Source organism: Klebsiella sp. CN_Kp097, assembly GCF_040064495.1.
GTDB lineage: Bacteria > Pseudomonadota > Gammaproteobacteria > Enterobacterales > Enterobacteriaceae > Klebsiella > Klebsiella aerogenes.
The window spans coordinates 392367-413572 of sequence record NZ_JBEAIL010000002.1 but is presented as its reverse complement, the minus strand read 5'-3'; the positions used below and the strand labels follow the sequence as shown (position 1 = coordinate 413572).

The 21206-nt window shown below is 57.6% G+C and carries 20 protein-coding genes and 1 other RNA gene; 9 read left to right on the top strand and 12 right to left on the bottom strand.

What is annotated here, in order from left to right; translation table 11 throughout:
- Positions 1 to 77: 77 nt before the first annotated feature.
- Positions 78 to 737 (bottom strand): hemolysin III family protein, encoded by a 660-nt coding sequence (locus ABLV07_RS04220; protein ID WP_008806429.1) that lies wholly within the window; start codon positions 735 to 737, stop codon positions 78 to 80.
- 164 nt (positions 738 to 901) lie between these two features.
- On the bottom strand, positions 902 to 1213 hold the full coding sequence (gene yqfB, locus ABLV07_RS04215) for a N(4)-acetylcytidine aminohydrolase (protein ID WP_015703422.1): 312 nt from the start codon (positions 1211 to 1213) through the stop codon (positions 902 to 904).
- Positions 1214 to 1263: 50 nt separating this feature from the next.
- On the opposite strand from yqfB, the gene ABLV07_RS04210 reads away from it, so the two are divergent.
- The 6 genes from ABLV07_RS04210 to ABLV07_RS04185 all read left to right on the top strand — a co-directional run bounded on the left by ABLV07_RS04210 (position 1264) and on the right by ABLV07_RS04185 (position 7194).
- On the top strand, positions 1264 to 1998 hold the full coding sequence (locus ABLV07_RS04210; RefSeq protein ID WP_015703423.1) for a MurR/RpiR family transcriptional regulator: 735 nt from the start codon (positions 1264 to 1266) through the stop codon (positions 1996 to 1998).
- 113 nt (positions 1999 to 2111) lie between these two features.
- Positions 2112 to 3545, top strand: a complete 1434-nt coding sequence (gene bglA / locus ABLV07_RS04205) for a 6-phospho-beta-glucosidase BglA (RefSeq protein ID WP_058675870.1) — start codon at positions 2112 to 2114, stop codon at positions 3543 to 3545.
- Positions 3546 to 3669: 124 nt separating this feature from the next.
- Positions 3670 to 4029, top strand: a complete 360-nt coding sequence (locus tag ABLV07_RS04200; RefSeq protein WP_015369786.1) for a copper resistance protein — start codon at positions 3670 to 3672, stop codon at positions 4027 to 4029.
- Positions 4030 to 4078: 49 nt separating this feature from the next.
- The gene (locus ABLV07_RS04195) at positions 4079 to 6088 is read left to right on the top strand and encodes a protein-disulfide reductase DsbD domain-containing protein (RefSeq protein WP_058675869.1); all 2010 of its coding nucleotides are present in this window, start codon (positions 4079 to 4081) and stop codon (positions 6086 to 6088) included.
- 1 nt (position 6089) lies between these two features.
- Positions 6090 to 6701 (top strand): DsbA family protein, encoded by a 612-nt coding sequence (locus ABLV07_RS04190; protein WP_047039283.1) that lies wholly within the window; start codon positions 6090 to 6092, stop codon positions 6699 to 6701.
- The gene (locus ABLV07_RS04185) at positions 6691 to 7194 is read left to right on the top strand and encodes a protein disulfide oxidoreductase (RefSeq protein WP_042897740.1); all 504 of its coding nucleotides are present in this window, start codon (positions 6691 to 6693) and stop codon (positions 7192 to 7194) included. The genes ABLV07_RS04190 and ABLV07_RS04185 overlap by 11 nt, the downstream gene beginning before the upstream one ends.
- Positions 7195 to 7390: 196 nt before the next feature.
- On the opposite strand, the gene ABLV07_RS04180 is transcribed toward ABLV07_RS04185, so the two are convergent.
- The 8 genes from ABLV07_RS04180 to ABLV07_RS04145 all read right to left on the bottom strand — a co-directional run bounded on the left by ABLV07_RS04180 (position 7391) and on the right by ABLV07_RS04145 (position 17438).
- Entirely contained in the window at positions 7391 to 8134 is a 744-nt protein-coding gene (locus ABLV07_RS04180; RefSeq protein ID WP_047039281.1) for an SDR family oxidoreductase, read from the bottom strand.
- Positions 8135 to 8194: 60 nt separating this feature from the next.
- Complete coding sequence (gene gcvP / locus ABLV07_RS04175; RefSeq protein ID WP_015369781.1) at positions 8195 to 11068, bottom strand: aminomethyl-transferring glycine dehydrogenase; 2874 nt, start codon at positions 11066 to 11068, stop codon at positions 8195 to 8197.
- A 130-nt stretch (positions 11069 to 11198) separates the two neighbouring features.
- Positions 11199 to 11588, bottom strand: coding sequence for a glycine cleavage system protein GcvH (gcvH, locus tag ABLV07_RS04170; protein WP_015703428.1), 390 nt, complete (start codon positions 11586 to 11588; stop codon positions 11199 to 11201).
- A 24-nt stretch (positions 11589 to 11612) separates the two neighbouring features.
- Positions 11613 to 12707, bottom strand: coding sequence for a glycine cleavage system aminomethyltransferase GcvT (gcvT, locus tag ABLV07_RS04165; protein ID WP_020077972.1), 1095 nt, complete (start codon positions 12705 to 12707; stop codon positions 11613 to 11615).
- A 422-nt stretch (positions 12708 to 13129) separates the two neighbouring features.
- Positions 13130 to 14332 (bottom strand): FAD-dependent 2-octaprenylphenol hydroxylase, encoded by a 1203-nt coding sequence (gene ubiI / locus ABLV07_RS04160; RefSeq protein ID WP_015369779.1) that lies wholly within the window; start codon positions 14330 to 14332, stop codon positions 13130 to 13132.
- 10 nt (positions 14333 to 14342) lie between these two features.
- Positions 14343 to 15521: a 2-octaprenyl-6-methoxyphenyl hydroxylase gene (ubiH, locus tag ABLV07_RS04155; protein WP_047039278.1), complete on the bottom strand. Its 1179-nt coding sequence runs from the start codon at positions 15519 to 15521 to the stop codon at positions 14343 to 14345.
- Positions 15518 to 16834: a Xaa-Pro aminopeptidase gene (gene pepP / locus ABLV07_RS04150; protein WP_020077969.1), complete on the bottom strand. Its 1317-nt coding sequence runs from the start codon at positions 16832 to 16834 to the stop codon at positions 15518 to 15520. Before pepP ends, ubiH begins: the two co-directional genes overlap by 4 nt.
- Positions 16835 to 16859: 25 nt before the next feature.
- Positions 16860 to 17438 (bottom strand): YecA family protein, encoded by a 579-nt coding sequence (locus ABLV07_RS04145; protein WP_015703432.1) that lies wholly within the window; start codon positions 17436 to 17438, stop codon positions 16860 to 16862.
- Between the two features lie 166 nt (positions 17439 to 17604).
- Here ABLV07_RS04145 and zapA point away from each other — a divergent pair, with 166 nt between their 5' ends.
- From zapA to ABLV07_RS04130, 3 genes are all read left to right on the top strand, one after another.
- A complete protein-coding gene (gene zapA, locus ABLV07_RS04140; RefSeq protein WP_004205298.1) occupies positions 17605 to 17934 on the top strand; it encodes a cell division protein ZapA in 330 nt (109 codons plus the stop codon).
- 41 nt (positions 17935 to 17975) lie between these two features.
- A non-coding RNA gene (ssrS, locus tag ABLV07_RS04135) (6S RNA) lies at positions 17976 to 18159 on the top strand.
- Positions 18160 to 18258: 99 nt separating this feature from the next.
- Entirely contained in the window at positions 18259 to 18855 is a 597-nt protein-coding gene (locus ABLV07_RS04130; RefSeq protein ID WP_045414353.1) for a 5-formyltetrahydrofolate cyclo-ligase, read from the top strand.
- Between the two features lie 86 nt (positions 18856 to 18941).
- Here the strand turns inward: ABLV07_RS04130 and serA are convergent, their stop codons facing one another.
- Both serA and rpiA read right to left on the bottom strand, forming a co-directional pair.
- Positions 18942 to 20174 (bottom strand): phosphoglycerate dehydrogenase, encoded by a 1233-nt coding sequence (serA, locus tag ABLV07_RS04125; protein WP_015369774.1) that lies wholly within the window; start codon positions 20172 to 20174, stop codon positions 18942 to 18944.
- Positions 20175 to 20442: 268 nt separating this feature from the next.
- The gene (rpiA, locus tag ABLV07_RS04120; RefSeq protein WP_015369772.1) at positions 20443 to 21105 is read right to left on the bottom strand and encodes a ribose-5-phosphate isomerase RpiA; all 663 of its coding nucleotides are present in this window, start codon (positions 21103 to 21105) and stop codon (positions 20443 to 20445) included.
- Between the last annotated feature and the right edge of the window lie 101 nt (positions 21106 to 21206).

Genomic DNA, 21206 nt, shown 5'->3' with positions numbered 1-21206 from the left:
GCGCAGCGCCACCGTGGAATTTCCAGGCCGCAGAATATCGTAGCCACGGTAAGCGTAGCGCCGCCGTGGACGTTTGATCAGGACTGGCCGACGTAAAGATAAATCGCCAGGAAGTGACACACGCTGCCGCCGAGCACGAAGCCGTGCCAGATAGCGTGGTTATAAGGAATACGTTTGCAGACGTAGAAGATGACCCCCAGCGAGTACACCACCCCGCCAACCGCCAGCAGCGTTACCCCGCCTACCGCCAGCTTCACCGCCAGTTGATAGACCACGATAAGCGACAGCCAGCCCATCGTCAGATAGGTCACCAGCGACAAAATTTTAAAGCGGTGCGCGATAGTCAGCTTAAACAGGATCCCCAGTAGCGCCAGGCTCCAGATGACAATCATCAACCCCTTTGCCAGCGGCGAATTCAATCCCACCAGCAAAAATGGCGTGTAGGTTCCGGCAATCAGCAAGTAGATGGCGCAGTGGTCAAATTTCTTGAGCCACTGTTTCGCCCGCTGATGCGGGATAGCGTGATAGAGCGTGGAAGCGAGGAACAGCATAATCATACTGCCGCCGTACAGGCTGTAGCTGGTGATCGCCGTCGCGCTGGCGTTCGTGTCTACCGCCTGCACCAGCAGCAACACAAGGCCGACAATACCGAACACCAGCCCGATCCCGTGACTGATGCTGTTGGCAACTTCCTCTGCCAGAGAATATCCCTGAGTGATTAATGGTTTGCGAACCATATTTTGACTCCGTGAAAACAAGAACGCTTTCATTGCCCACTTAGGTTAACTGAGAATGATTCCAGTGAACACCTGTTAGCTAAAATAAAACGATGTATATTTGTAAATACATTAAAATCATAGTGTTACAACAATATTTCAACTAACAGTTGTGCTGGTTTTATTTAAAGACGTTTGAATTCAATAACATAAAACCGATCTTCCGCAGGATAGATTTCACTGATGACCTGCCGCAGTTGTTCGAGGGTCATATTCTCCTGTTGAGCATGCTGTTCAGTTAGCGTGTCGAGGGTCACCGTTGAGGTCGCGGTAACGGCGATAGTGCAGAAGTAGCCGTCATCTTCATAGCGTCCGACGCGCAGCACATCACCGGCCTTAAAGTGCGACTCCGCCGCATCGCGAATGGTGATCGTTTTGCGCCCGGCCAGGATGTCGTCCTGAAAACGCTGAAAAAAGGTAATGTCATTAGCCTGCATGATATAATTCCGTCCTGGTCTTTATGAATTGTGAGTTCGCCACTGTGAGTATGTTCTCCCACGCCGCTGTCGCTAGTCTCAATAATCTTGAGATGATGGTCTACCACTACGTCATTAAGAATCGTGACAAAGTGATGTACATGACTATTCGCGAACTGGCCGAGGCCGCCGGGGTCTCCACCACTACCGTGTTGCGCTTCTGTCGCAAACTGCAGTGCGAGGGCTACTCTGAATTTCGCGTACGCTTTAAATTATATCTTGAGCAGAATGAGCCTCAACAGGCAAATATCGGCGCCAGCGAAATAATGAGTTTTTTTAAAAGCGTCAATAATGACGAGTTCGATCAATTGCTCGAACAGGCCGTCGATATTATTCTCTCCTCCGAGCGTATTATTTTCGTCGGCGCCGGCACCTCCGGCGCGCTGGCGAAATATGGCGCGCGCTTCTTTTCCAACGTCGGGAAATTCAGCAACCATATTGACGATCCTTATTTCCCGGTCACCAATGATATGGCCCGCAACGCGCTGGCGATTGTGCTTTCCGTCTCCGGTGAAACCGAAGAGATCCTGCGCTTTGCCAGCCAGTTCAGCCTGCATCACTGTAAAGTGATGTCGATTACCAGCCATGAACATTCGCGGCTGGCAAAACTGGCTGATTTCAATCTCTCCTGGCACGTGCCGCAAACGCGCATCGGCGGCGTTTACGATATTACAACACAGATTCCGGTGATATATATTCTCGAATCCCTGGGGCGTAAATTAGCGCGCAAAATCGGCTTAAAATAACAGCCTGTTTTTTCGATGTAACATATTACCTTTAGCGGGATTTGTTATATCGTGACATTCAATTTCGCTTTGCTAGACTCAATCGCAATAGTTATTCATAGAGATTAGCAAAGATGAAAAAATTGACTCTTCCCAAAGACTTTTTATGGGGCGGCGCGGTCGCCGCGCATCAGGTTGAAGGTGGCTGGAATAAAGGCGGCAAAGGCCCCAGCATCTGCGATGTTTTGACCGGCGGGGCGCACGGCGTGCCGCGCGAAATCACCCAACAGGTCGAAGCGGGTAAGTATTACCCTAACCATGAAGCGGTTGATTTTTACGGCCACTACAAAGAAGACATCAAATTGTTCGCCGAGATGGGTTTCAAATGCTTCCGCACCTCCATTGCCTGGACCCGCATCTTCCCGCAGGGCGACGAAACTCAGCCAAATGAAGAAGGGCTGAAATTCTACGATGACATGTTTGATCAACTGCTGAAGTACAACATCGAGCCAGTGATCACCCTTTCCCACTTTGAAATGCCGCTGCATCTGGTACAGCAGTACGGCGGTTGGACCAACCGCAAAGTGGTCGATTTCTTTGTGCGCTTCGCCGAAGTTGTCTTTGAGCGCTATAAGCACAAAGTGAAATACTGGATGACCTTTAACGAGATCAATAACCAGCGTAACTGGCGCGCGCCACTGTTCGGCTACTGCTGTTCCGGCGTGGTCTATACCGAGCATGAAAACCCGGAAGAGACCATGTACCAGGTGCTGCATCACCAGTTCGTCGCCAGCGCGCTGGCGGTGAAAGCGGCGCGTCGTATCAACCCGGAAATGCAGGTCGGCTGCATGCTGGCGATGGTCGCCCTCTACCCTTACTCCTGCAAACCGGAAGATGTCATGTTTGCCCAGGAGTCGATGCGCGAACGCTATGTCTTTACCGATGTCCAACTGCGCGGCTACTACCCGAGCTACGTGTTGAATGAATGGGAACGCCGCGGCTTCAACATCAAGATGGAAGACGGCGACGCGCAGATCCTGCGTGAAGGCACCTGCGCCTATCTCGGCTTCAGCTACTACATGACCAACGCGGTGAAAGCCGAAGGCGGCACCGGCGATGCCATTTCCGGCTTCGAAGGCAGCGTGCCGAACCCGCACGTGAAAGCCTCCGACTGGGGCTGGCAGATTGACCCGGTTGGCCTGCGTTACGCCCTGTGCGAACTGTATGAGCGCTACCAGAAGCCGCTGTTTATCGTGGAAAACGGCTTTGGCGCCTACGACAAAGTAGAAGCCGACGGCAGCATCAATGATGACTACCGCATCGATTATCTCCGCGCCCACGTCGAAGAGATGATTAAAGCGGTGACTTATGACGGCGTTGATCTGATGGGTTATACCCCATGGGGCTGCATCGACTGCGTCTCCTTCACCACTGGCCAGTACAGCAAACGCTACGGCTTCATCTACGTTAATAAACACGACGACGGCACCGGCGATATGTCCCGCTCGCGCAAGAAGAGCTTTAACTGGTACAAAGAAGTCATTGCCAGCAACGGCGAGAATCTGTAATTAACCGCCCTCTCCCGGCCGGGAGGGGGCAAATCACTTATCCGCCAGACACTTCTTTACAGCTTTACCATTGCTAAAACGCGTTCGCCCGATAAGATAGGCCTCGTGAATATTTGAGGCGACCATGATTAAGCGACAACGCAAAGCCATTCTTCTTGTACTTCTTGCCTGCCTGGTGGTGCTGATCTGCACCGCCCAGAGAATGGCGGGGATGCATGCGTTGGTGATGAACGTCACGGCCGCCAGCCAATCCGCCCAACCTGGCCCGGATAATGCCGAGGCGCCGGTCTCCCCCTGCGAACTCAGCGCCAAGTCGCTGATGGCCGTTCCGCCGATGCTGTTTGAAGGGGCGCTACTCGCTATCGCCCTGCTGCTGGCGGTGCTGGCGGCCATCCCGCCGCGCATTGAGCGAATCTGGCCTCCCCGCGTCATTTCTCCTCCCCGATTGCGGGTGCATCTACGATTATGCGTCTTCCGTGAGTGATTAATTCTCCTGACAGCTCAGGTTAATTTATTACTTACGGAGAAAATTTATGTTTATGGTATTCAGGCGACTGCTGGTCTGCCTGCTTTGGCTATGGCTGCCCGTCAGCCAGGCCGCCGATAGCGGCTGGCTGCGCGTCGCCGACAATCAACACGCCAGCGTGCGCCTGCGGGCGCAAAGCGAAAGCAATGGCGACACCCGCCTGCTTTTAGACGTAGCGCTGGAAAAGGGCTGGAAAACCTACTGGCGTTCGCCGGGCGAAGGCGGCATCGCGCCAGCTATCGCCTGGCACACGCCGCTGGAGGTTAACTGGCGCTGGCCGACGCCGCAACGCTTCGACGTCGCAGGTATTTCCACTCAGGGGTATCACGGCGACGTCAGCTTCCCGATGACCCTGCGCGGCAAAATACCGCCGACGCTCAGCGGCGTACTGACGCTCTCTACCTGCAGCAATGTCTGCATTCTCACTGACTACCCCTTTTCGCTGGATATGACGGCTCCGGCGGGGGAGCAATTTAATTACGATTTCACCCGCGCGATGGGCACGCTGCCCCTGCGCGACGGTCTCACCTCGGCGCTTAGCGCCAGCTACGTCAGCGGTAAGCTGACGGTAACCGCCCGCCGCGATGCCGGCTGGCAGCAGCCAGCGCTGTTTATCGACAGCATGGAGGATGTCGATTTCGGCAAGCCGAGCTTTACCAGCCGCGGCGATACATTGACTGCCACCGTACCGGTCACCGATAGCTGGGGCGAAGCGGCGCCGGATCTGAGCGGCAAAACGCTGTCGCTGGTGCTGGCCGATAGCGGCCAGGCGCAGGAAAGCCATATCGCCATCGCCGCCGGCAGCGCCGCGCCGGGGCTGGCGTTAGGCTCGGTGCTGCTGATGGCGCTGGCCGGCGGGCTTATCCTCAACGTCATGCCGTGCGTGCTGCCGGTGCTGGCGATGAAACTCGGCTCATTGGTGCAAACCGAACGTCGTGAACGCGGCGCGGTGCGGCGGCAGTTCCTCGCCTCGGTATGCGGAATCGTCGTCTCCTTCCTGGCGCTGGCGCTGATGATGACCGCGCTACGTTTAGGTAATCAGGCGCTCGGCTGGGGGATCCAGTTCCAGAACCCGTGGTTTATCGGCGCGATGGCGCTGGTGATGGTGCTGTTCAGCGCCAGTTTATTGGGACTATTCGAAATCCGTCTCTCCTCCAGCGCCAGCACCTTCCTCGCCACCCGCGGCGGCAACGGCTTGATGGGCCATTTTTGGCAGGGCGCCTTCGCCACTCTGCTGGCGACGCCCTGTACCGCGCCGTTCCTCGGCACCGCCGTTTCGGTGGCGCTGGTGGCGCCGCTGCCGCTGCTGTGGGGGATTTTCTTCGCCATGGGGATCGGCATGAGCCTGCCGTGGCTGCTTATCGTCGCCTGGCCGGGTCTGGCGCAACGACTTCCACGTCCAGGCCGCTGGATGAATCATCTGCGCGTGGTGTTGGGGCTAATGATGCTTGGTTCAGCGCTATGGCTGGTTAGCCTGCTGACGATCCACATCGGCCGTACGCCGGTGCTTACCCTGCTGGTGATTCTGGCCATCGTCCTGCTCCTGGCCACCGCCTGGCGCTACCGCTGGCGTACGGCGCTGCGCGCGGGCGCTCTGGCCATCGTGGTGGCGGGCGCCGTCGCCTTTGTCGCACAACAGGACGGCCAGGGCCCGCGCCGAGACCGAGTTAACTGGCAGCCGCTCAGCGAGCAGGCTATCGCTAACGCCCTTGCGGAGCATAAACGGGTATTTATTGATGTCACCGCCGACTGGTGCGTGACCTGTAAAGCCAATAAATACAACGTGCTGCTGCGGGATGACGTCCAGCAGACGCTATCAGCGCCAGATGTGATCGCCTTACGCGGCGACTGGAGCCGCCCCTCCGCTGACATTAGTCAGTTTTTAACCGCACGCGGCAGCGCCGCGGTGCCGTTTAACCAGATTTACGGACCGGGATTGCCGCAGGGACAAATTCTGCCTGCGCTGTTAGACCGCGAACAACTTCTCGCCACCCTGTCCGCCGCTAAAGGAAAATAACATGAGAGCTATCACCGCCTTATTACTGCTGTGCGTATCGGCCTTCAGCTTCGCCGCGCCGGCGGAAAAACCACAATCGAACGGTAATGACCAGTTAGCCCAGCTGCTGTTTAACGATCCGAACAGCCCGCGTACCGGCGCGAAAGAGCCAAAACTCACAATCGTCTCGTTTACCGATTACAACTGTCCTTACTGCAAACAGTTTGATCCGATGCTGGAAAAAATCGTCCACGATAATCCGGACATCCAGCTCATCGTTAAGCTGCTGCCGTTTAAAGGGCAGAGTTCGGTGAATGCCGCTAAAGCCGCGCTCTCCACCTGGCGTCAGCAGCCCGATAAATTCTGGGCGCTGCATCAGCGGCTGATGGCGAAAAAAGGCTATCACGATGACGCCAGTATCGCCGCCGCGCAGAAGAAAACCGCCACCGATAGCGTGAATATTGATGACAAGACTATGGATTCGCTGAAGATGAACCTGATTTTGTCGCAGGTGCTGAATATTCAGGGCACCCCGGCGACCATCATCGGCGATCAGATGGTGGCCGGCGCGATCCCTGCTGAAGACCTGGAGGGGCTGGTGAAAGAGCAGCTGGCGAAAGCCCGTGGCCAGTAAACTCAGGCGCTGGCTACGCGAGCTGGCGGTGTGGCTGCTGATTGGCGCGGCGGTGAGCCTGGCGGTGGATTATTTTCGCCAGCCCGCGCTGCCGCAAAACTTCAGCGCCACATCGCTGCAGACACTCGACGGCAGGACGCTGGATCTGAACGCTATGAGTCAGCAAAAGCCGCTGCTGCTGTACGTCTGGGCGACCTGGTGCGGAGTCTGTCGCTATACCACGCCGTCGGTGGCATCACTTGCCGCCGACGGCGGCAATGTGCTGACGGTAGCCCTGCGTTCCGGCGATAACGCCGCGCTGGAGAAGTGGCTGACCAGGAAGAAAATGGCGCTGCCGACGGTAAATGATCCGAGCGGCCAGCTGGCGCGGCAGTGGGATATCCAGGTAACGCCAACGCTGGTGGTCATTTCTCAAGGCAAGGTGAAGTCGGTTACCACCGGCTGGACCAGCAGTTGGGGAATGCGCCTGAGGCTGTGGCTGGCCTCCTGGTAGACCGTCGGGTTACCCGGCTCGCATCGTTGGGTAGCCCGGATAAGGCGTAGCCACTATCCGGGAAGGTTTCCCCGGCTCGCGCTGCGCTCAGCCGGGCTACGGGTACGCATCGTTGGGTAGCCCGGATAAGGCGTAGCCGCTATCCGGGAAGGTTACCCGGCAAGCGCAGCGCCGCCGGGCAATAGACATCTACGGGTTATTTCCCGCCCGCCAGTTCGAGGAAGCTACCCGTCACATACGACGCTTTGTCGCTCAGCAGCCAGGCAATGGCCTGAGCGACCTCTTCCGGCTGGCCGCCGCGTTGCATCGGTAGCGAATTTTTTACCCGGTCCACGCGTCCCGGTTCGCCGCCGGAAGCATGCATCTCGGTATAAATCAGCCCCGGACGCACGCCGTTGACTCGAATCCCCTGCGCCGCCACTTCCAGCGCCAACCCGGTCGTCAGGGTATCTACCGCCCCTTTCGACGCGGCATAGTCAACGTACTCTCCCGGCGCGCCAAGGCGCGAGGCCGCCGACGAAACGTTAACTATCGCCCCGCCCTTGCCGCCATGGCGATGCGACATGCGCTTTACCGCCTCACGGCAACAGAGGAAGTAGCCGGTGACGTTGGTGGCCAGCACGCGGTTAATACGCTCGGCGCTCAGGCTCTCCACCGTACATTGGGTAAACAGGATCCCAGCGTTGTTGACCAACGCCGCCAGCGGTTCGCCCATGCGGTCAATCGCCTCAAACATCGCCATCACCTGCGCTTCATCGCTGATATCCGCCCGCAGAGCCGTGGCTTTGCCGCCAGATTCAACAATGGTATTGACCACTTCGGTGGCGGCTTTAATGTTGTGATGGTAATTGACCGCGACGGTATACCCTTCCTCCGCCAACAGCAGCGCCGTCGCCCGGCCTATGCCGCGGCTCGCGCCGCTAATCAGAGCTATCGCCATACCTTTCCTCCAAAAAATAAAGGCGCCGCAGCGCCTTTAAAAGTTTAGCTAATTCGCCACTTACTGGTATTCGCTCATCGGGACGCAGGAGCAGAACAGGTTACGGTCGCCGTATACGTCATCCAGGCGTTTCACCGTTGGCCAGTACTTGTTGTGCAACCCAGCCGGGAATACCGCCAGCTCGCGGCTGTACGGATGGTTCCACTCGCTCACCAGCTCGCCCTGGGTGTGCGGCGCGTTCACCAACGGGTTATCTTCCAGCGGCCATTCACCGGCTTTAACGCGATCGATTTCCGCGCGGATCGCCAGCATGGCGTCAATAAAGCGGTCCAGTTCTACCTTGCTTTCCGATTCCGTCGGCTCAACCATCAGCGTCCCGGCGACCGGGAAGGACATGGTCGGCGCATGGAAACCAAAGTCGATCAGGCGCTTAGCAATATCCAGCTCGCTAATGCCGGTCTCTTCTTTCAGCGGACGAATATCAAGAATACATTCGTGCGCCACGCGACCATCGCGGCCGGTATAGAGCACCGGGTAAGCATCTTTCAGACGGGTAGCGATATAGTTGGCGTTGAGAATCGCGTTCTGGCTCGCCTGTTTCAGCCCTTCCGCGCCCATCATGCGGATATACATCCAACTGATCGGCAGAATGGAAGCGCTGCCGAACGGCGCGGCGGAAACCGCGCCCTGACGGGTCAGCATGCCTTCAATCTGTACCACGCTGTGGCCCGGTACAAACGGCGCCAGGTGCGCTTTCACGCCGATAGGGCCCATACCCGGACCGCCGCCACCGTGCGGAATGCAGAAGGTTTTATGCAGGTTGAGGTGCGAAACGTCAGCGCCGATAAAGCCCGGAGAAGTGATCCCGACCTGGGCGTTCATGTTGGCGCCATCGAGGTAAACCTGACCGCCGAACTGATGCACTATCTCGCACACTTCACGGATGGTCTCTTCATACACGCCGTGGGTCGACGGATAGGTGACCATGATGCAGGAGAGATTCGCCCCTGCCTGCTCTGCTTTTTCACGCAGATCGGCAAGATCGATGTTGCCGTTTTTGTCGCAGGCAACCACCACCACCTGCATACCCGCCATCTGCGCGGAAGCCGGGTTGGTGCCGTGCGCGGAGCTTGGGATCAGGCAGATATCGCGATGGCCTTCGTTGCGGCTCTCGTGATAGTGGCGAATCGCCAGCAGGCCAGCATACTCGCCCTGCGCGCCGGAGTTCGGCTGCATACAGACGGCGTCATAGCCGGTTAGTTTCACCAGCCAGTCTGAAAGCTGGGCGATCATCTGATGATAACCTTCCGCCTGCTCGACCGGGCAGAACGGGTGCAGCTCGGCAAATTCCGGCCAGGTGATCGGGATCATCTCCGCCGCGGCGTTCAGTTTCATGGTGCAGGAGCCCAGCGGGATCATCGCCTGGTTCAGCGCCAGATCTTTACGCTCCAGCGCGTGCATGTAGCGCATCATCTCGGTTTCGCTATGGTAGCGGTTAAACACCGGATGGGTGAGGATCGCATCGTCACGCAGCATCGCCGCCGGGATCGAACGGCTATCCAGCGCCACGTCTTTATCCAGGGTATCGATATCCAGACCGTGATCGTCGCCGACGATGGCGCGGAACAGGTTCAGCACATCTTCGCGGGTGGTCGCTTCATCGAGCGTAATGCCAACCGCGCCGTGAATATCGCTACGCAGGTTAATCTGCAGCGCTTCGGCACGCGCCAGCACCGCGGCTTTATCCGCCACTTCGACGCAAAGGGTGTCGAAGTAGTGCGCATGGCGCAGCTTCAGCCCTTTCTTCTGCAGGCCGTCGGCCAGAATGTCGGTCAGGCGATGAATGCGGCCAGCGATACGTTTCAGGCCCGCCGGGCCGTGGAAAACCGCGTACAGGCTGGCGATGTTGGCCAGCAGGACCTGCGAGGTACAAATGTTGGAGTTCGCTTTCTCGCGGCGGATATGCTGCTCGCGAGTCTGCATCGCCATGCGCAGCGCGGTATTACCCGCCGCATCTTTCGATACGCCGATAATACGGCCCGGCATGGAGCGTTTGAATTCATCTTTCGCCGCGAAGAAGGCCGCGTGCGGGCCGCCATAGCCCATCGGCACGCCGAAACGTTGAGCGGAACCGAAGACAATATCGGCGCCCTGCTTGCCCGGCGCCGTCAGCAGCACCAGCGCCATAAAGTCGGCGGCGACGCTGACAATCACTTTGCGCGCTTTCAGCTCGGCGATCAGTTTACTGTAATCGTGGATTTCACCGGTGGTGCCAACCTGCTGCAGCAGCACGCCAAAAACATCCTGGTGATCGAGCACTTTATCGGCGTCATCGACAATCACGTCGAAGCCAAAGGTTTCCGCACGGGTGCGAACCACATCCAGGGTTTGTGGATGAACGTCGGCGGCAACGAAGAAGCGGTTGGCGTTCTTCAGTTTGCTCACGCGTTTGGCCATCGCCATCGCTTCGGCGGCGGCGGTGGCTTCATCAAGCAGCGAAGCGGAAGCGATATCCAACCCGGTCAGATCCAGAGTGACCTGCTGGAAGTTGAGCAGCGATTCCAGACGGCCCTGGGATACTTCCGGTTGGTAAGGGGTATAGGCGGTGTACCAGCCCGGGTTTTCCAGCATGTTGCGCTGAATGACCGGCGGCAGTTGCACGGCGGTGTAGCCCATGCCGATGTAAGACTTGAAGCGCTTGTTGCGACCGGCGATCGCCTTCAGCTCCGCCAGCGCGGCGAATTCGGTAGTCGCGTCGCCCACCTGTGGTGGGGTCGCCAGCTGGATATCCTGCGGCACAATCTGGCCAATCAGGGCGTTAAGCGAATCCGCGCCGACGGTCTTCAGCATCTCTTGCTGCTGCTGAGCGTCCGAGCCAATGTGACGTTCAATAAAGGCGTCGCGGTTTTCAAGCTGACTTAAAGTCTGAGTCATGAGCGATGGTTCCTGAAACGTGCGGTGAATCGTGATTGTCTCTACTTACCTGAATTGCCCGGTGGCGCTAGCGCTTACCGGGCCTACAAAGTTCGTAGGCCGGATAAGCGCAGCGCCATCCGGCACACATTTATTCGTCTTCTAACAGAGCTTCATAGGCGGTCGCATCCAGCAGCGCGGCAACCTGCGCTTCGTCGCTGGCTTTGATTTTGAAGATCCAGCCGTCGGCATACGGGTCGCTGTTGACCAGTTCCGGAGAGTCGTTCAGCTCTTCGTTGACGGCAACGATTTCACCGCTAATCGGCGCGTAGATATCGGAAGCCGCTTTCACGGATTCGGCAACGGCGCAATCGGCGCCCGCTTCAACGGTGGCGCCCACTTCCGGCAGGTCAACGAAAACCATGTCGCCAAGCAGCTCCTGCGCGTGCTCGGTGATCCCGACGGTATAGGTGCCGTCCGCTTCTTTACGCAGCCACTCGTGTTCTTTGCTGTATTTCAGTTCTGCTGGTACGTTGCTCATCAATTCATCTCCAAAAAAGGGAAATCACACAATGGCTTTGCCATTGCGTACAAAACCAGGTTTAGTCACTTTTACCGGCATTTCACGGTTACGAATCTGCACCACCGCGGTTTCGCCAATCCCGGCCGGTACGCGAGCCAGCGCGATGCTGTAGCCCAGCGTCGGCGAGAAGGTGCCGCTGGTGATAATGCCTTCTTTTTGATTACCGTCGCTATCGGTAAAACGTACCGGCAGGCCGCCGCGCAGGACGCCTTTCTCGGTCATCACCAGGCCAACCAGCTGCTCGGTGCCTTTTTCGCGCTGCATTTCCAGCGCTTCGCGGCCGATGAAGTTACGATCGGCGGGCTCCCAGGCGATAGTCCAGCCCATGTTCGCCGCCAGCGGCGAGACGCCTTCGTCCATCTCCTGGCCGTACAGATTCATCCCGGCTTCCAGGCGCAGGGTATCGCGCGCGCCAAGACCACACGGCTTAACGCCGGCGTCCAGCAGACCGCGCCAGAAATCCGCCGCCTGCTCGTTCGGCATAGCGATTTCATAACCCGCTTCGCCGGTATAACCGGTGGTGGCGATAAACAGGTCGCCGGCCTGTACGCCGAAGAACGGCTTCATGCCTTCCACGGCCTGGCGCTGAGCGTCGGTGAACAGCGTCGCCGCCTTCGCTTTCGCCTGCGGACCCTGCACCGCGATCAGCGACAGATCGTCGCGAACGGTAATTTCAAGACCGTAAGGTTCGGCTTGTTCGGAAATCCAGGCGAGGTCTTTTTCACGAGTGGCGGAGTTAACAACGAGGCGGAAATAATCTTCAGAAAGGAAATAAACAATCAGGTCATCGATGACGCCGGCGGAAGCGGTTAGCATGCCGGTGTAGAGCGCTTTGCCTGGGGTGGTAAGCTTCGCCACATCGTTTGCCAGCAAATAGCGCAAGAACTCTCTGATCCGGCTGCCGTGGAAATCGACGATGGTCATATGCGACACATCGAACATCCCTGCATCGCCGCGCACCGCGTGGTGCTCATCAATCTGGGACCCGTAATGCAGCGGCATCATCCAGCCATGGAAATCCACCATGCGAGCGCCGCACAGCGTGTGTTGTTCATACAACGGAGTCTGTTGAGCCATCTTTTCCTCATCGAATAAAACGGAACCAGCCACGATATTGTCGGCGATTTTGCGCCACGAAATCCGGCGACGGCACCGCTTACGGACACCGACGCAAACGTTCTCTTTTGCCTGAACTTACCACCGAACCCGGTGCTAAACCATAAGGTAAATCAGGACATCACATTAGCTTATGACCAAAGCGCGCCGAAAAGCCTACAGAGTTATTGACTGGAAAAAAGCGATTTGCGCCACATAAAATTAACATAATGAGCATACCAGTCAGGTGATGATGGTGTTTTATGCGATTTTACGGGCCTAATTTCTTTAACAAAAAAAAGAGCGCATTAATAAAACTAATGCGAAAAAAGAGGTGAAATTAGAATATTTCAAATGAGAGAGAACACCCGGCACGCAGGCCGGGTAAAAGAAGTGTGACGGGGTTAACGTAACCAGGCGGGGAGATCGTTGAGGCCCATGGCCTGGCGAATCAACTGTGGTTTTACGCCAGGCAGCGAATCGGCCAGTTTGAGCCCCATATCGCGGAGGAGTTTCTTCGCCGGATGGCTGCCGGAAAACATTTCGCGGAACCCCTGCATACCCGCCAGCATCAGCGCGGCACTGTGCTTGCGGCTGCGCTCATAGCGGCGCAGGTACAAATGCTGACCGATATCTTTACCCTGCGCATGCAGGCGCTTCAGCTCGTCGATAAGCTCGGCGGCGTCCATAAAGCCAAGATTCACCCCCTGCCCGGCCAGCGGATGAATAGTGTGGGCGGCATCGCCAACCAGCGCCAGACGATGGGCGGCGAACTGACGCGCGTAGCGTCCGGTCAGCGGGAAAACCTGCCGATCGCTCTCAAGCTGGCAAAGGCCAAGGCGATTATCAAAAGCGATGTTCAGCGCCTGGTTAAACGCGGCTGCATCGGCCTGCTGCATTCGCTGCGCCTCCTCCGGCGACAGCGACCAGACGATCGAGCACAGATGCGGATCGCTAAGCGGCAGGAAGGCCAGAATGCCTTCACCGTGGAACGCCTGACGCGCCACGGCCTGATGCGGCTCGGTGGTTCGTATCGTCGCCACCAGCGCATGATGGCGATAGTCCCAGAAGGTCAGCGGAATATCGGCTTTATTACGCAGCCACGAATTGGCGCCATCGGCGCCGACCACCAGCCGCGCGGTCAGCATGCTACCGTCCTGCAGGCTCAGAAAAGCTTCGTTTTCGCCCCACGCTACCTGCTGCAGTTGCGCAGGCGCCAGCAGGGTAACATCAGCACAGCGCTGCGCCTTCTGCCACAGCGCGTGATGCACCACGGCATTTTCAATAATATGGCCCAGATGGCTAAAGCCCATGCTCTGGTCATCGAAGCTAATGCGGCCAAAGCTATCTTTGTCCCACACTTCCATGCCGTGATAGCAGCTGGCGCGCTGGGCGATGATTTCGCTCCAGACGCCCAGCTTATCCAGTAACTTTTCGCTGGCGGCATTAATAGCCGAAACGCGCAGCGCCGGCGGCGCATCGGCGTCAAGAGGCTGCGGCGCCGCTTGTTCCAGCACCGCGACGCGCAGGCCGCTGCCCTGTAAACCACAGGCTACCGCCAGTCCCACCATTCCGCCGCCAACAATGGCAACATCAACACTTTGCACGTTCTACTCCTTAACGGGGAACCCAACCGAGGGTACGCTGCGCCAGCGCATCGCGCGCCGGGGTAAATAATTCCATCGCCATCAGACCGACGTTGCGCCCCACCACCAGCGGCGCCCAACGGTTGGCAAAGAGATGCACCAGCCCATCGGTCACGCCGATGGTGGCGGCTTTATCATCCGCTCGCCGCGCCTGGTAGCGGCATAGCAGAGAATAATTGCCCACATCCTCGCCGAGCCCGTGGGCGTCGGCAAGCAGTTCAGCCAGGCTCATCACGTCGCGCAGGCCGAGATTAAAGCCCTGCCCGGCGATCGGGTGCAATGTCTGCGCCGCGTTGCCGACCAGCGCCAGACGGTGCGACACCGAACGGATGGCGGTGGTTAACGCCAGCGGATAAACACTACGCTTACCGGCATGGGTAATGCGCCCCAGCCGCCAGCCAAACGCCTGCTGTAATTGTTGGCAAAAACGTTCGTCAGACCAGCTCAGCACCTCGTCGCGCCGCGACTGCGGATGGCACCACACCAGCGAACAGCGCCCTTGCGACATCGGCAGCATCGCCAGCGGACCGTGCTCGGTAAAGCGCTCGAAGGCGCGGCCTTCGTGCGGCAACGCGGTGCTAACGTTGGCGATAATCGCCAGTTGCTCATAGGGCTGCTGCTGCCAGCTAATGCCGCAGCGGGCGCCCAGCGACGAACGCGAACCATCTGCCGCCACCAGCAGCTTACCGTTGATCGTTTCGCCGCTATCGAGGGTGAGGCTGACGCTGTCCTGGCTGCGGTTGACCGCTTCCACTTTCGCCGGACAGTGCAGGGTGACGCCCGGCGCCTCGCGCAACAGGCTAAACAGCCGCTGGCCGACATCGTGGAGTTCAACCACCTGCCCCAGCGCCGACAGGCCGTAATCGGCCGCCGCCAGGTTTACAAAACCGGCATGGCCGCGGTCGCTGACGTGTACCCGCTGGATAGGCGTCGCTCGTTTAGCAAGGTTCTGCCAGATACCGATGCGCGCCAGCTGCTGGCAGGTGCCCGCAGCGAGGGCGATCGCCCGATCGTCAAAACCTGGGTGGCGTGACGACGCCGGATCCTGCGCTTCAATCAGATGAACCGGCAGCGCGCCGCCGGTCAAACGGGAGATGGCCAGCGCGAGCGTCGCGCCGGTCATCCCGCCGCCGACAATCAGCACGCTCATGACTGGCGCGCCGCCGCCATCAGCGCCTCGATCTCATCCGCCTTCTTCACCACGCTGGCGGTGAGATTTTCGTTGCCATCTTCGGTAATCACGATGTCATCTTCAATCCGAATGCCGATGCCGCGATATTGGGCCGGTACGTCGGCGTCGGTGGCGATATACAGCCCCGGCTCGACGGTCAACACCATTCCCGGTTCCAGCACGCGCGAACGGTCGGTGTCGTAATTACCGACATCGTGCACATCCAGACCCAACCAGTGGCTCAGGCCATGCATAAAGTACGGGCGGTGGGCGTTGTTGGCGATGAGCTCGTCAATCTCGCCTTTCAGGATCCCCAGCCGCACCAGGCCGGTAATCATAATGCGCACCACTTCCTGATTAACCTCATAAATGGAGGTACCCGGACGATACAGCTCCAGCGCGGTTTCCAGCGATTCCAGCACGATGTCGTAGATTTCACGCTGCGGTTTAGTGAATTTACCGTTAACCGGGAAGGTGCGGGTGATATCGCCCGCATAGCCGCGGTATTCACAGCCGGCGTCAATCAGCACTAAATCGCCATCACGCAGTTCGGATTCGTTTTCGGTGTAGTGCAGGATGCAGGCGTTTTCGCCGCCGCCAACGATGGTGTTATAAGACGGGAAACGCGCGCCGTGGCGGTTGAATTCGTGGAGAATTTCGCCTTCCAGCTGATATTCGAACATGCCCGGGCGGCATTTTTCCATCGCCCGGGTATGGGCAAGGGCGGAAATTTCACCGGCGCGGCGCATCACTTCCAGCTCTTCCGCGGATTTAAACAGGCGCATTTCATGCACCACAGGCCGCCAGTCGATGACGGAGTTCGGCGCCTGCAGGTTCTGACGTGAACCTTTACGCAGTTTTTCGAGGGCGTTAAACACAATTTCATCGGCATAGGCATATTCGCCCTGGGCAAAATAGATAGCGTCCAGGCCGTTGAGCAGTTGATACAGCTGCTGGTTGATTTCGCTAAACGCCAGCGCGCGATCGACGCCGAGTTTACCCGGCGCGGCATCCTGGCCCAGACGGCGGCCAAACCAGATTTCCGCCGTCAGATCGCGAACGCGGTTAAACAGCACGCTATGATTGTGCGTTTCATCGCTTTTGATCAGCACCAGCAGCGCTTCCGGTTCGTTGAAGCCGGTGAAGTACCAAAAATCGCTGTTCTGCCGGTAGGGATATTCCGAATCTGCGCTGCGTACCGCTTCCGGCGCGGCAAAAATCAGCGCCGCGCTGCCCGGCTGCATCTGCGCCAATAATGCCTGGCGACGAGAAAGAAACTCCTGCTGTGTCATGACGCCCCCTGAATGTCGTTTTTATTTAGTGTAACGTTGGCTTGCGTACTTCCGGTGCGGTTGGCTGCTGGCGCGCGAAGGTATCGTGGCACAGTAACGCGGCGACGCGTACGTACTCAATAATCTCTTCGAGAGACATTTCCAGCTCTTCCTGGTCTTCATCTTCGTCGTAGCCGAGTTGCGCAATGTTACGCAGATCATCGATGGCTTCGCCGGTCTCATCCTTCACTTTATCCAGCTTCGGCTGGGTCACGCCAAGGCCGAGCAGGAAATGGTTTACCCAGCCCGCCAGCGCGTCGGCGCGGTCGAAAACGCTGACGTTGTCGCCTTCCGGCATATACAGCTGGAACAGGAAACCATCATCTTCCAGCGAATCGCTGGTGGCGGAATGCATGCTACGCAGCGCCTGGGCCAGTTCATGACCAAAGGCAAGGCCTTCGTTGGTCAGGTCATGCACCAGCGGCTGCCAGCTGCTGTCGGTGTTGCCGCCGCAAAGGATGCCGCTTATCAAACCGTGCATTTCGGCCGGGGTTAATCCCACCCCTTGTTGGTTCAGTAACTGGTCTACATCGTTGTAACCAGGCATTTCGTTCTGTATAGACATGCGCATTCGTCATCGTTGGGAGGAATATTCATGATATGCTACCACTTTGGACCCTGGTGAACCAGAAAAGGGCTTGTATCCCCGCACCAGGGTAGCTATAGTGTCGCCCCTTCGCAGAGCCGGGCTCGGACGTGAAGGCAGCGCAGTCAATCAGCAGGAAGGTGGCATGTCTGCACAACCCGTAGATCTCCAAATTTTTGGCCGTTCACTGCGAGTGAATTGCCCGCCTGAACAAAGGGATGCCCTGAATCAGGCAGCTGAAGACCTTAATCAGCGGTTGCAAGATTTAAAAGAACGCACTAGAGTCACAAATACTGAGCAGCTGGTCTTCATCGCCGCGTTGAACATCAGCTATGAGTTGACTCAGGAAAAAGCGAAGACCCGCGACTACGCCTCCAGTATGGAACAGCGCATTCGCATGCTTCAGCAGACCATCGAACAGGCATTGCTTGAGCAAGGTCGCATAAGCGAAAGACCGGGGTCGAAGTTTGAATAACACTTTGTCGTTAACTGTGTTAGAGTAATCGCAAGAACAAAATTTCTCTGAGATGTTTGCAAGCGGGCCAGTCCCCTGAGCCGATATTTCATACCACAAGAATGTGGCGCTCCACGGTTGGTGAGCATGCTCGGTTCGCCCGAGAAGCCTTAAAACTGTGACGACGCATTCACCTTGAACCAAGGGTTCAAGGGTTACAGCCTGCGGCGGCATCTCGGAGATTCCCTTCTTAAGTTCGCATTATCCCCTCAACGTTGTTTTCGGCCTGTGCCGCCCTGTATTACACTTTCCCGTATCGTTTCGCCTGCTCGTAATGAGACCAGCATGACTATACAGCCCGATATCCCGCTCTCCAGACAGCAAATTCGCCAGCAGATCCGCGAGCGTAGACGCGCGCTTAGCGCCGAACAGCAGCAGCGCTTCGCCCTGCAGGCCGCTGAGCGAATGATGGCGTATCCGCCCGTCGTTCTCGCTCATACCGTGGCGCTGTTCCTCTCCTTCGACGGCGAGCTGGACACCCAACCGCTGATCGAGCAATTGTGGCGGGCGGGCAAGCGGGTTTATCTGCCGGTACTGCATCCGTTTAGCCCCGGCAATCTGCTGTTTTTACATTACCATCCGCAAAGCCAGCTGATTTTCAATCGCCTGAAGATTTACGAACCAAAGCTCGACGTGCGCGATGTCCTGCCGCTGGCCGAGCTCGATGTGTTGATTACCCCGCTGGTCGCCTTCGATGCCAGCGGTCAACGCCTGGGGATGGGCGGCGGTTTCTATGATCGTACTTTACAGAACTGGCGGCAGTATCGCCTGCAGCCGGTAGGCTACGCCCACGACTGCCAGCAAGTGGATACGCTGCCGAGCGAACAGTGGGATATACCGCTGCCGGCGGTGATTACGCCAGGTAAAACCTGGCGCTGGTAGAAAGTGATGCGGGTTCGAGAATTGCGCCCGGAAGGCGTTAAAAAAATACGGGCAGGTATGCGACCTGCCCGTGAGGCAACAACAAATTAGTACAGCAGACGGGCGCGGATGGTGCCCGGGATCGCTTTCATCGCCAGCAGCGCCTGCTGCGCGACGTCGCCATCGGCTTCGATATCAATTACCACATAGCCCATCTGCGGAGTCGTTTGCAGATACTGGGCGGCGATGTTGATGTTCTGCGCGGCGAAAATCTGGTTAAGCGCCGTCAGGATGCCCGGGCGGTTTTCATGAATATGCAGCAGACGGCGTCCGCCGTGCAGCGGCAGAGAAACCTCCGGGAAGTTCACCGCCGACAGCGTAGAACCGTTATCGGAATACTTCGCCAGCTTGCCTGCCACTTCCAGACCAATGTTCTCTTGCGCTTCCTGAGTTGAACCGCCGATATGCGGCGTCAGGATCACGTTATCGAATTCGCATAGCGGAGAGTTAAACGGATCGCTGTTGGTCGCCGGCTCCGTCGGGAAGACGTCGATGGCCGCGCCGGCCAGGTGTTTACGCGACAGCGCATCGCACAGCGCCGGGATATCGACCACCGTGCCGCGAGAGGCGTTGATCAGCAGCGCGCCCGGCTTCATCAGCGCCAGCTCTTCCGGCCCCATCATGTTTTTGGTGGAGGCGTTTTCCGGCACGTGCAGGCTAACGACATCGCTCATGTTCAGCAGGTCGGAGAGATGCTGAACCTGCGTGGCGTTGCCCAGCGGCAGTTTGTTTTCGATATCATAAAAATAGACGTGCATCCCCAGCGATTCCGCCAGAATGCCGAGCTGGGTGCCGATATGGCCGTAACCGATAATCCCCAGTTTTTTGCCGCGCGCTTCAAAGCTGCCTACCGCCTGCTTATTCCACACGCCGCGATGCGCCTTGGCGTTAGCTTCCGGCACGCCGCGCAGCATCAGCAGCAGCTCGCCGATGACCAGCTCAGCCACCGAACGGGTGTTCGAGAACGGGGCGTTAAATACCGGGATACCGCGCTTTGCCGCCGCATCCAGATCGACCTGATTGGTGCCGATACAGAAGCAGCCCACCGCCACCAGTTTTTCCGCCGCGGCGAAGATCTCTTCAGTCAGATGAGTACGGGAACGCAGGCCGATAAAATGGGCATCACGGATCGACGCTTTCAGCTCTTCAGTATCGAGCGCGCCTTTGTGAAATTCGATGTTGGTGTAACCTGCCGCACGAAGGTTATCGATTGCTTTCTGATGCACGCCTTCAACGAGCAGAAATTTAATCTTGTCTTTTTCCAGTGATACCTTTGCCATTTCCCCGTCCTGTTTTTATTGGTACTGATGTCGTGCTGAACAAAAACTCTTCCAGCAACATATCAAAAAAAACTATCGCGGCAATATGAACGTTTGCCTCGCCGACCTGAAGAAATATCACGTTGAAGCAAAAGACAGGACAAAACACCAGAAAGAGAATAGATGGCAGATTGTTACTCAGAAAGGTTACGTAAATGTGACACAAGTCACCAAATTAAGGCCATAGAAAAAAATTTAGGGGGAAGCGCGAAACTTCCCCCCGATCGTCTTATTTGTTGACGATGGTCTTCACGCCGTCGGCGGTACCGATCAGCGCCACGTCGGCGCCTCGGTTGGCGAACAAGCCGACGGTCACCACGCCCGGAATACCGTTAATGGCGTTTTCCAGCGCGATAGCGTCAAGAATTTCCAGGCCGTGTACATCGAGGATCACGTTGCCGTTATCCGTCACCACGCCCTGACGATATTCCGGGCGGCCGCCCAGCTTCACCAGTTGACGCGCGACGGCGCTGCGCGCCATCGGGATCACTTCCACCGGCAGCGGGAAGTTGCCGAGAATATCAACCTGCTTAGAGGCGTCGGCGATACAGATAAACTTATCGGCAACCGAGGCGATGATCTTTTCGCGGGTCAGCGCCGCGCCGCCGCCTTTGATCATCTGCATGTGGCCGTTAATTTCATCCGCGCCGTCAACGTAGATGCCGAGGCGGTCAACGGAGTTAAGGTCGAATACCGGGATACCGAGGCTTTTCAGCTTCTCGGTGGAGGCGTCGGAGCTGGAGACCGCGCCTTCGATCTGCCCTTTCATGGTTCCCAGCGCATCAATAAAATGCGCCGCCGTGGAGCCGGTGCCGACACCGACAATGGTGCCCGGTTGTACATATTGCAGCGCTGCCCAGCCGACTGCTTTTTTCAGTTCATCCTGCGTCATGATTATCGTCCGAGATGTGAATACTTACCGCGCATTATAGAACATCGACGGATGAAATGTCCCTGCGATGGCGATCACACATCTGAGCAGACCATTTTCGT

Coding starts and splice junctions, on each gene's coding strand:
- gcvH (WP_015703428.1), bottom strand. CDS start 11,588: ATGAGCAACGTACCAGCAGAACTGAAATACAGCAAAGAACACGAGTGG.
- ABLV07_RS04190 (WP_047039283.1), top strand. CDS start 6,090: ATGAGAGCTATCACCGCCTTATTACTGCTGTGCGTATCGGCCTTCAGC.
- ubiH (WP_047039278.1), bottom strand. CDS start 15,521: ATGAGCGTGCTGATTGTCGGCGGCGGGATGACCGGCGCGACGCTCGCG.
- ABLV07_RS04180 (WP_047039281.1), bottom strand. CDS start 8,134: ATGGCGATAGCTCTGATTAGCGGCGCGAGCCGCGGCATAGGCCGGGCG.
- ABLV07_RS04210 (WP_015703423.1), top strand. CDS start 1,264: ATGTTCTCCCACGCCGCTGTCGCTAGTCTCAATAATCTTGAGATGATG.
- zapA (WP_004205298.1), top strand. CDS start 17,605: ATGTCTGCACAACCCGTAGATCTCCAAATTTTTGGCCGTTCACTGCGA.
- ABLV07_RS04130 (WP_045414353.1), top strand. CDS start 18,259: ATGACTATACAGCCCGATATCCCGCTCTCCAGACAGCAAATTCGCCAG.
- gcvT (WP_020077972.1), bottom strand. CDS start 12,707: ATGGCTCAACAGACTCCGTTGTATGAACAACACACGCTGTGCGGCGCT.
- yqfB (WP_015703422.1), bottom strand. CDS start 1,213: ATGCAGGCTAATGACATTACCTTTTTTCAGCGTTTTCAGGACGACATC.
- ABLV07_RS04220 (WP_008806429.1), bottom strand. CDS start 737: ATGGTTCGCAAACCATTAATCACTCAGGGATATTCTCTGGCAGAGGAA.
- ABLV07_RS04200 (WP_015369786.1), top strand. CDS start 3,670: ATGATTAAGCGACAACGCAAAGCCATTCTTCTTGTACTTCTTGCCTGC.
- pepP (WP_020077969.1), bottom strand. CDS start 16,834: ATGACACAGCAGGAGTTTCTTTCTCGTCGCCAGGCATTATTGGCGCAG.
- gcvP (WP_015369781.1), bottom strand. CDS start 11,068: ATGACTCAGACTTTAAGTCAGCTTGAAAACCGCGACGCCTTTATTGAA.
- serA (WP_015369774.1), bottom strand. CDS start 20,174: ATGGCAAAGGTATCACTGGAAAAAGACAAGATTAAATTTCTGCTCGTT.
- ABLV07_RS04145 (WP_015703432.1), bottom strand. CDS start 17,438: ATGTCTATACAGAACGAAATGCCTGGTTACAACGATGTAGACCAGTTA.
- ABLV07_RS04195 (WP_058675869.1), top strand. CDS start 4,079: ATGTTTATGGTATTCAGGCGACTGCTGGTCTGCCTGCTTTGGCTATGG.
- bglA (WP_058675870.1), top strand. CDS start 2,112: ATGAAAAAATTGACTCTTCCCAAAGACTTTTTATGGGGCGGCGCGGTC.
- rpiA (WP_015369772.1), bottom strand. CDS start 21,105: ATGACGCAGGATGAACTGAAAAAAGCAGTCGGCTGGGCAGCGCTGCAA.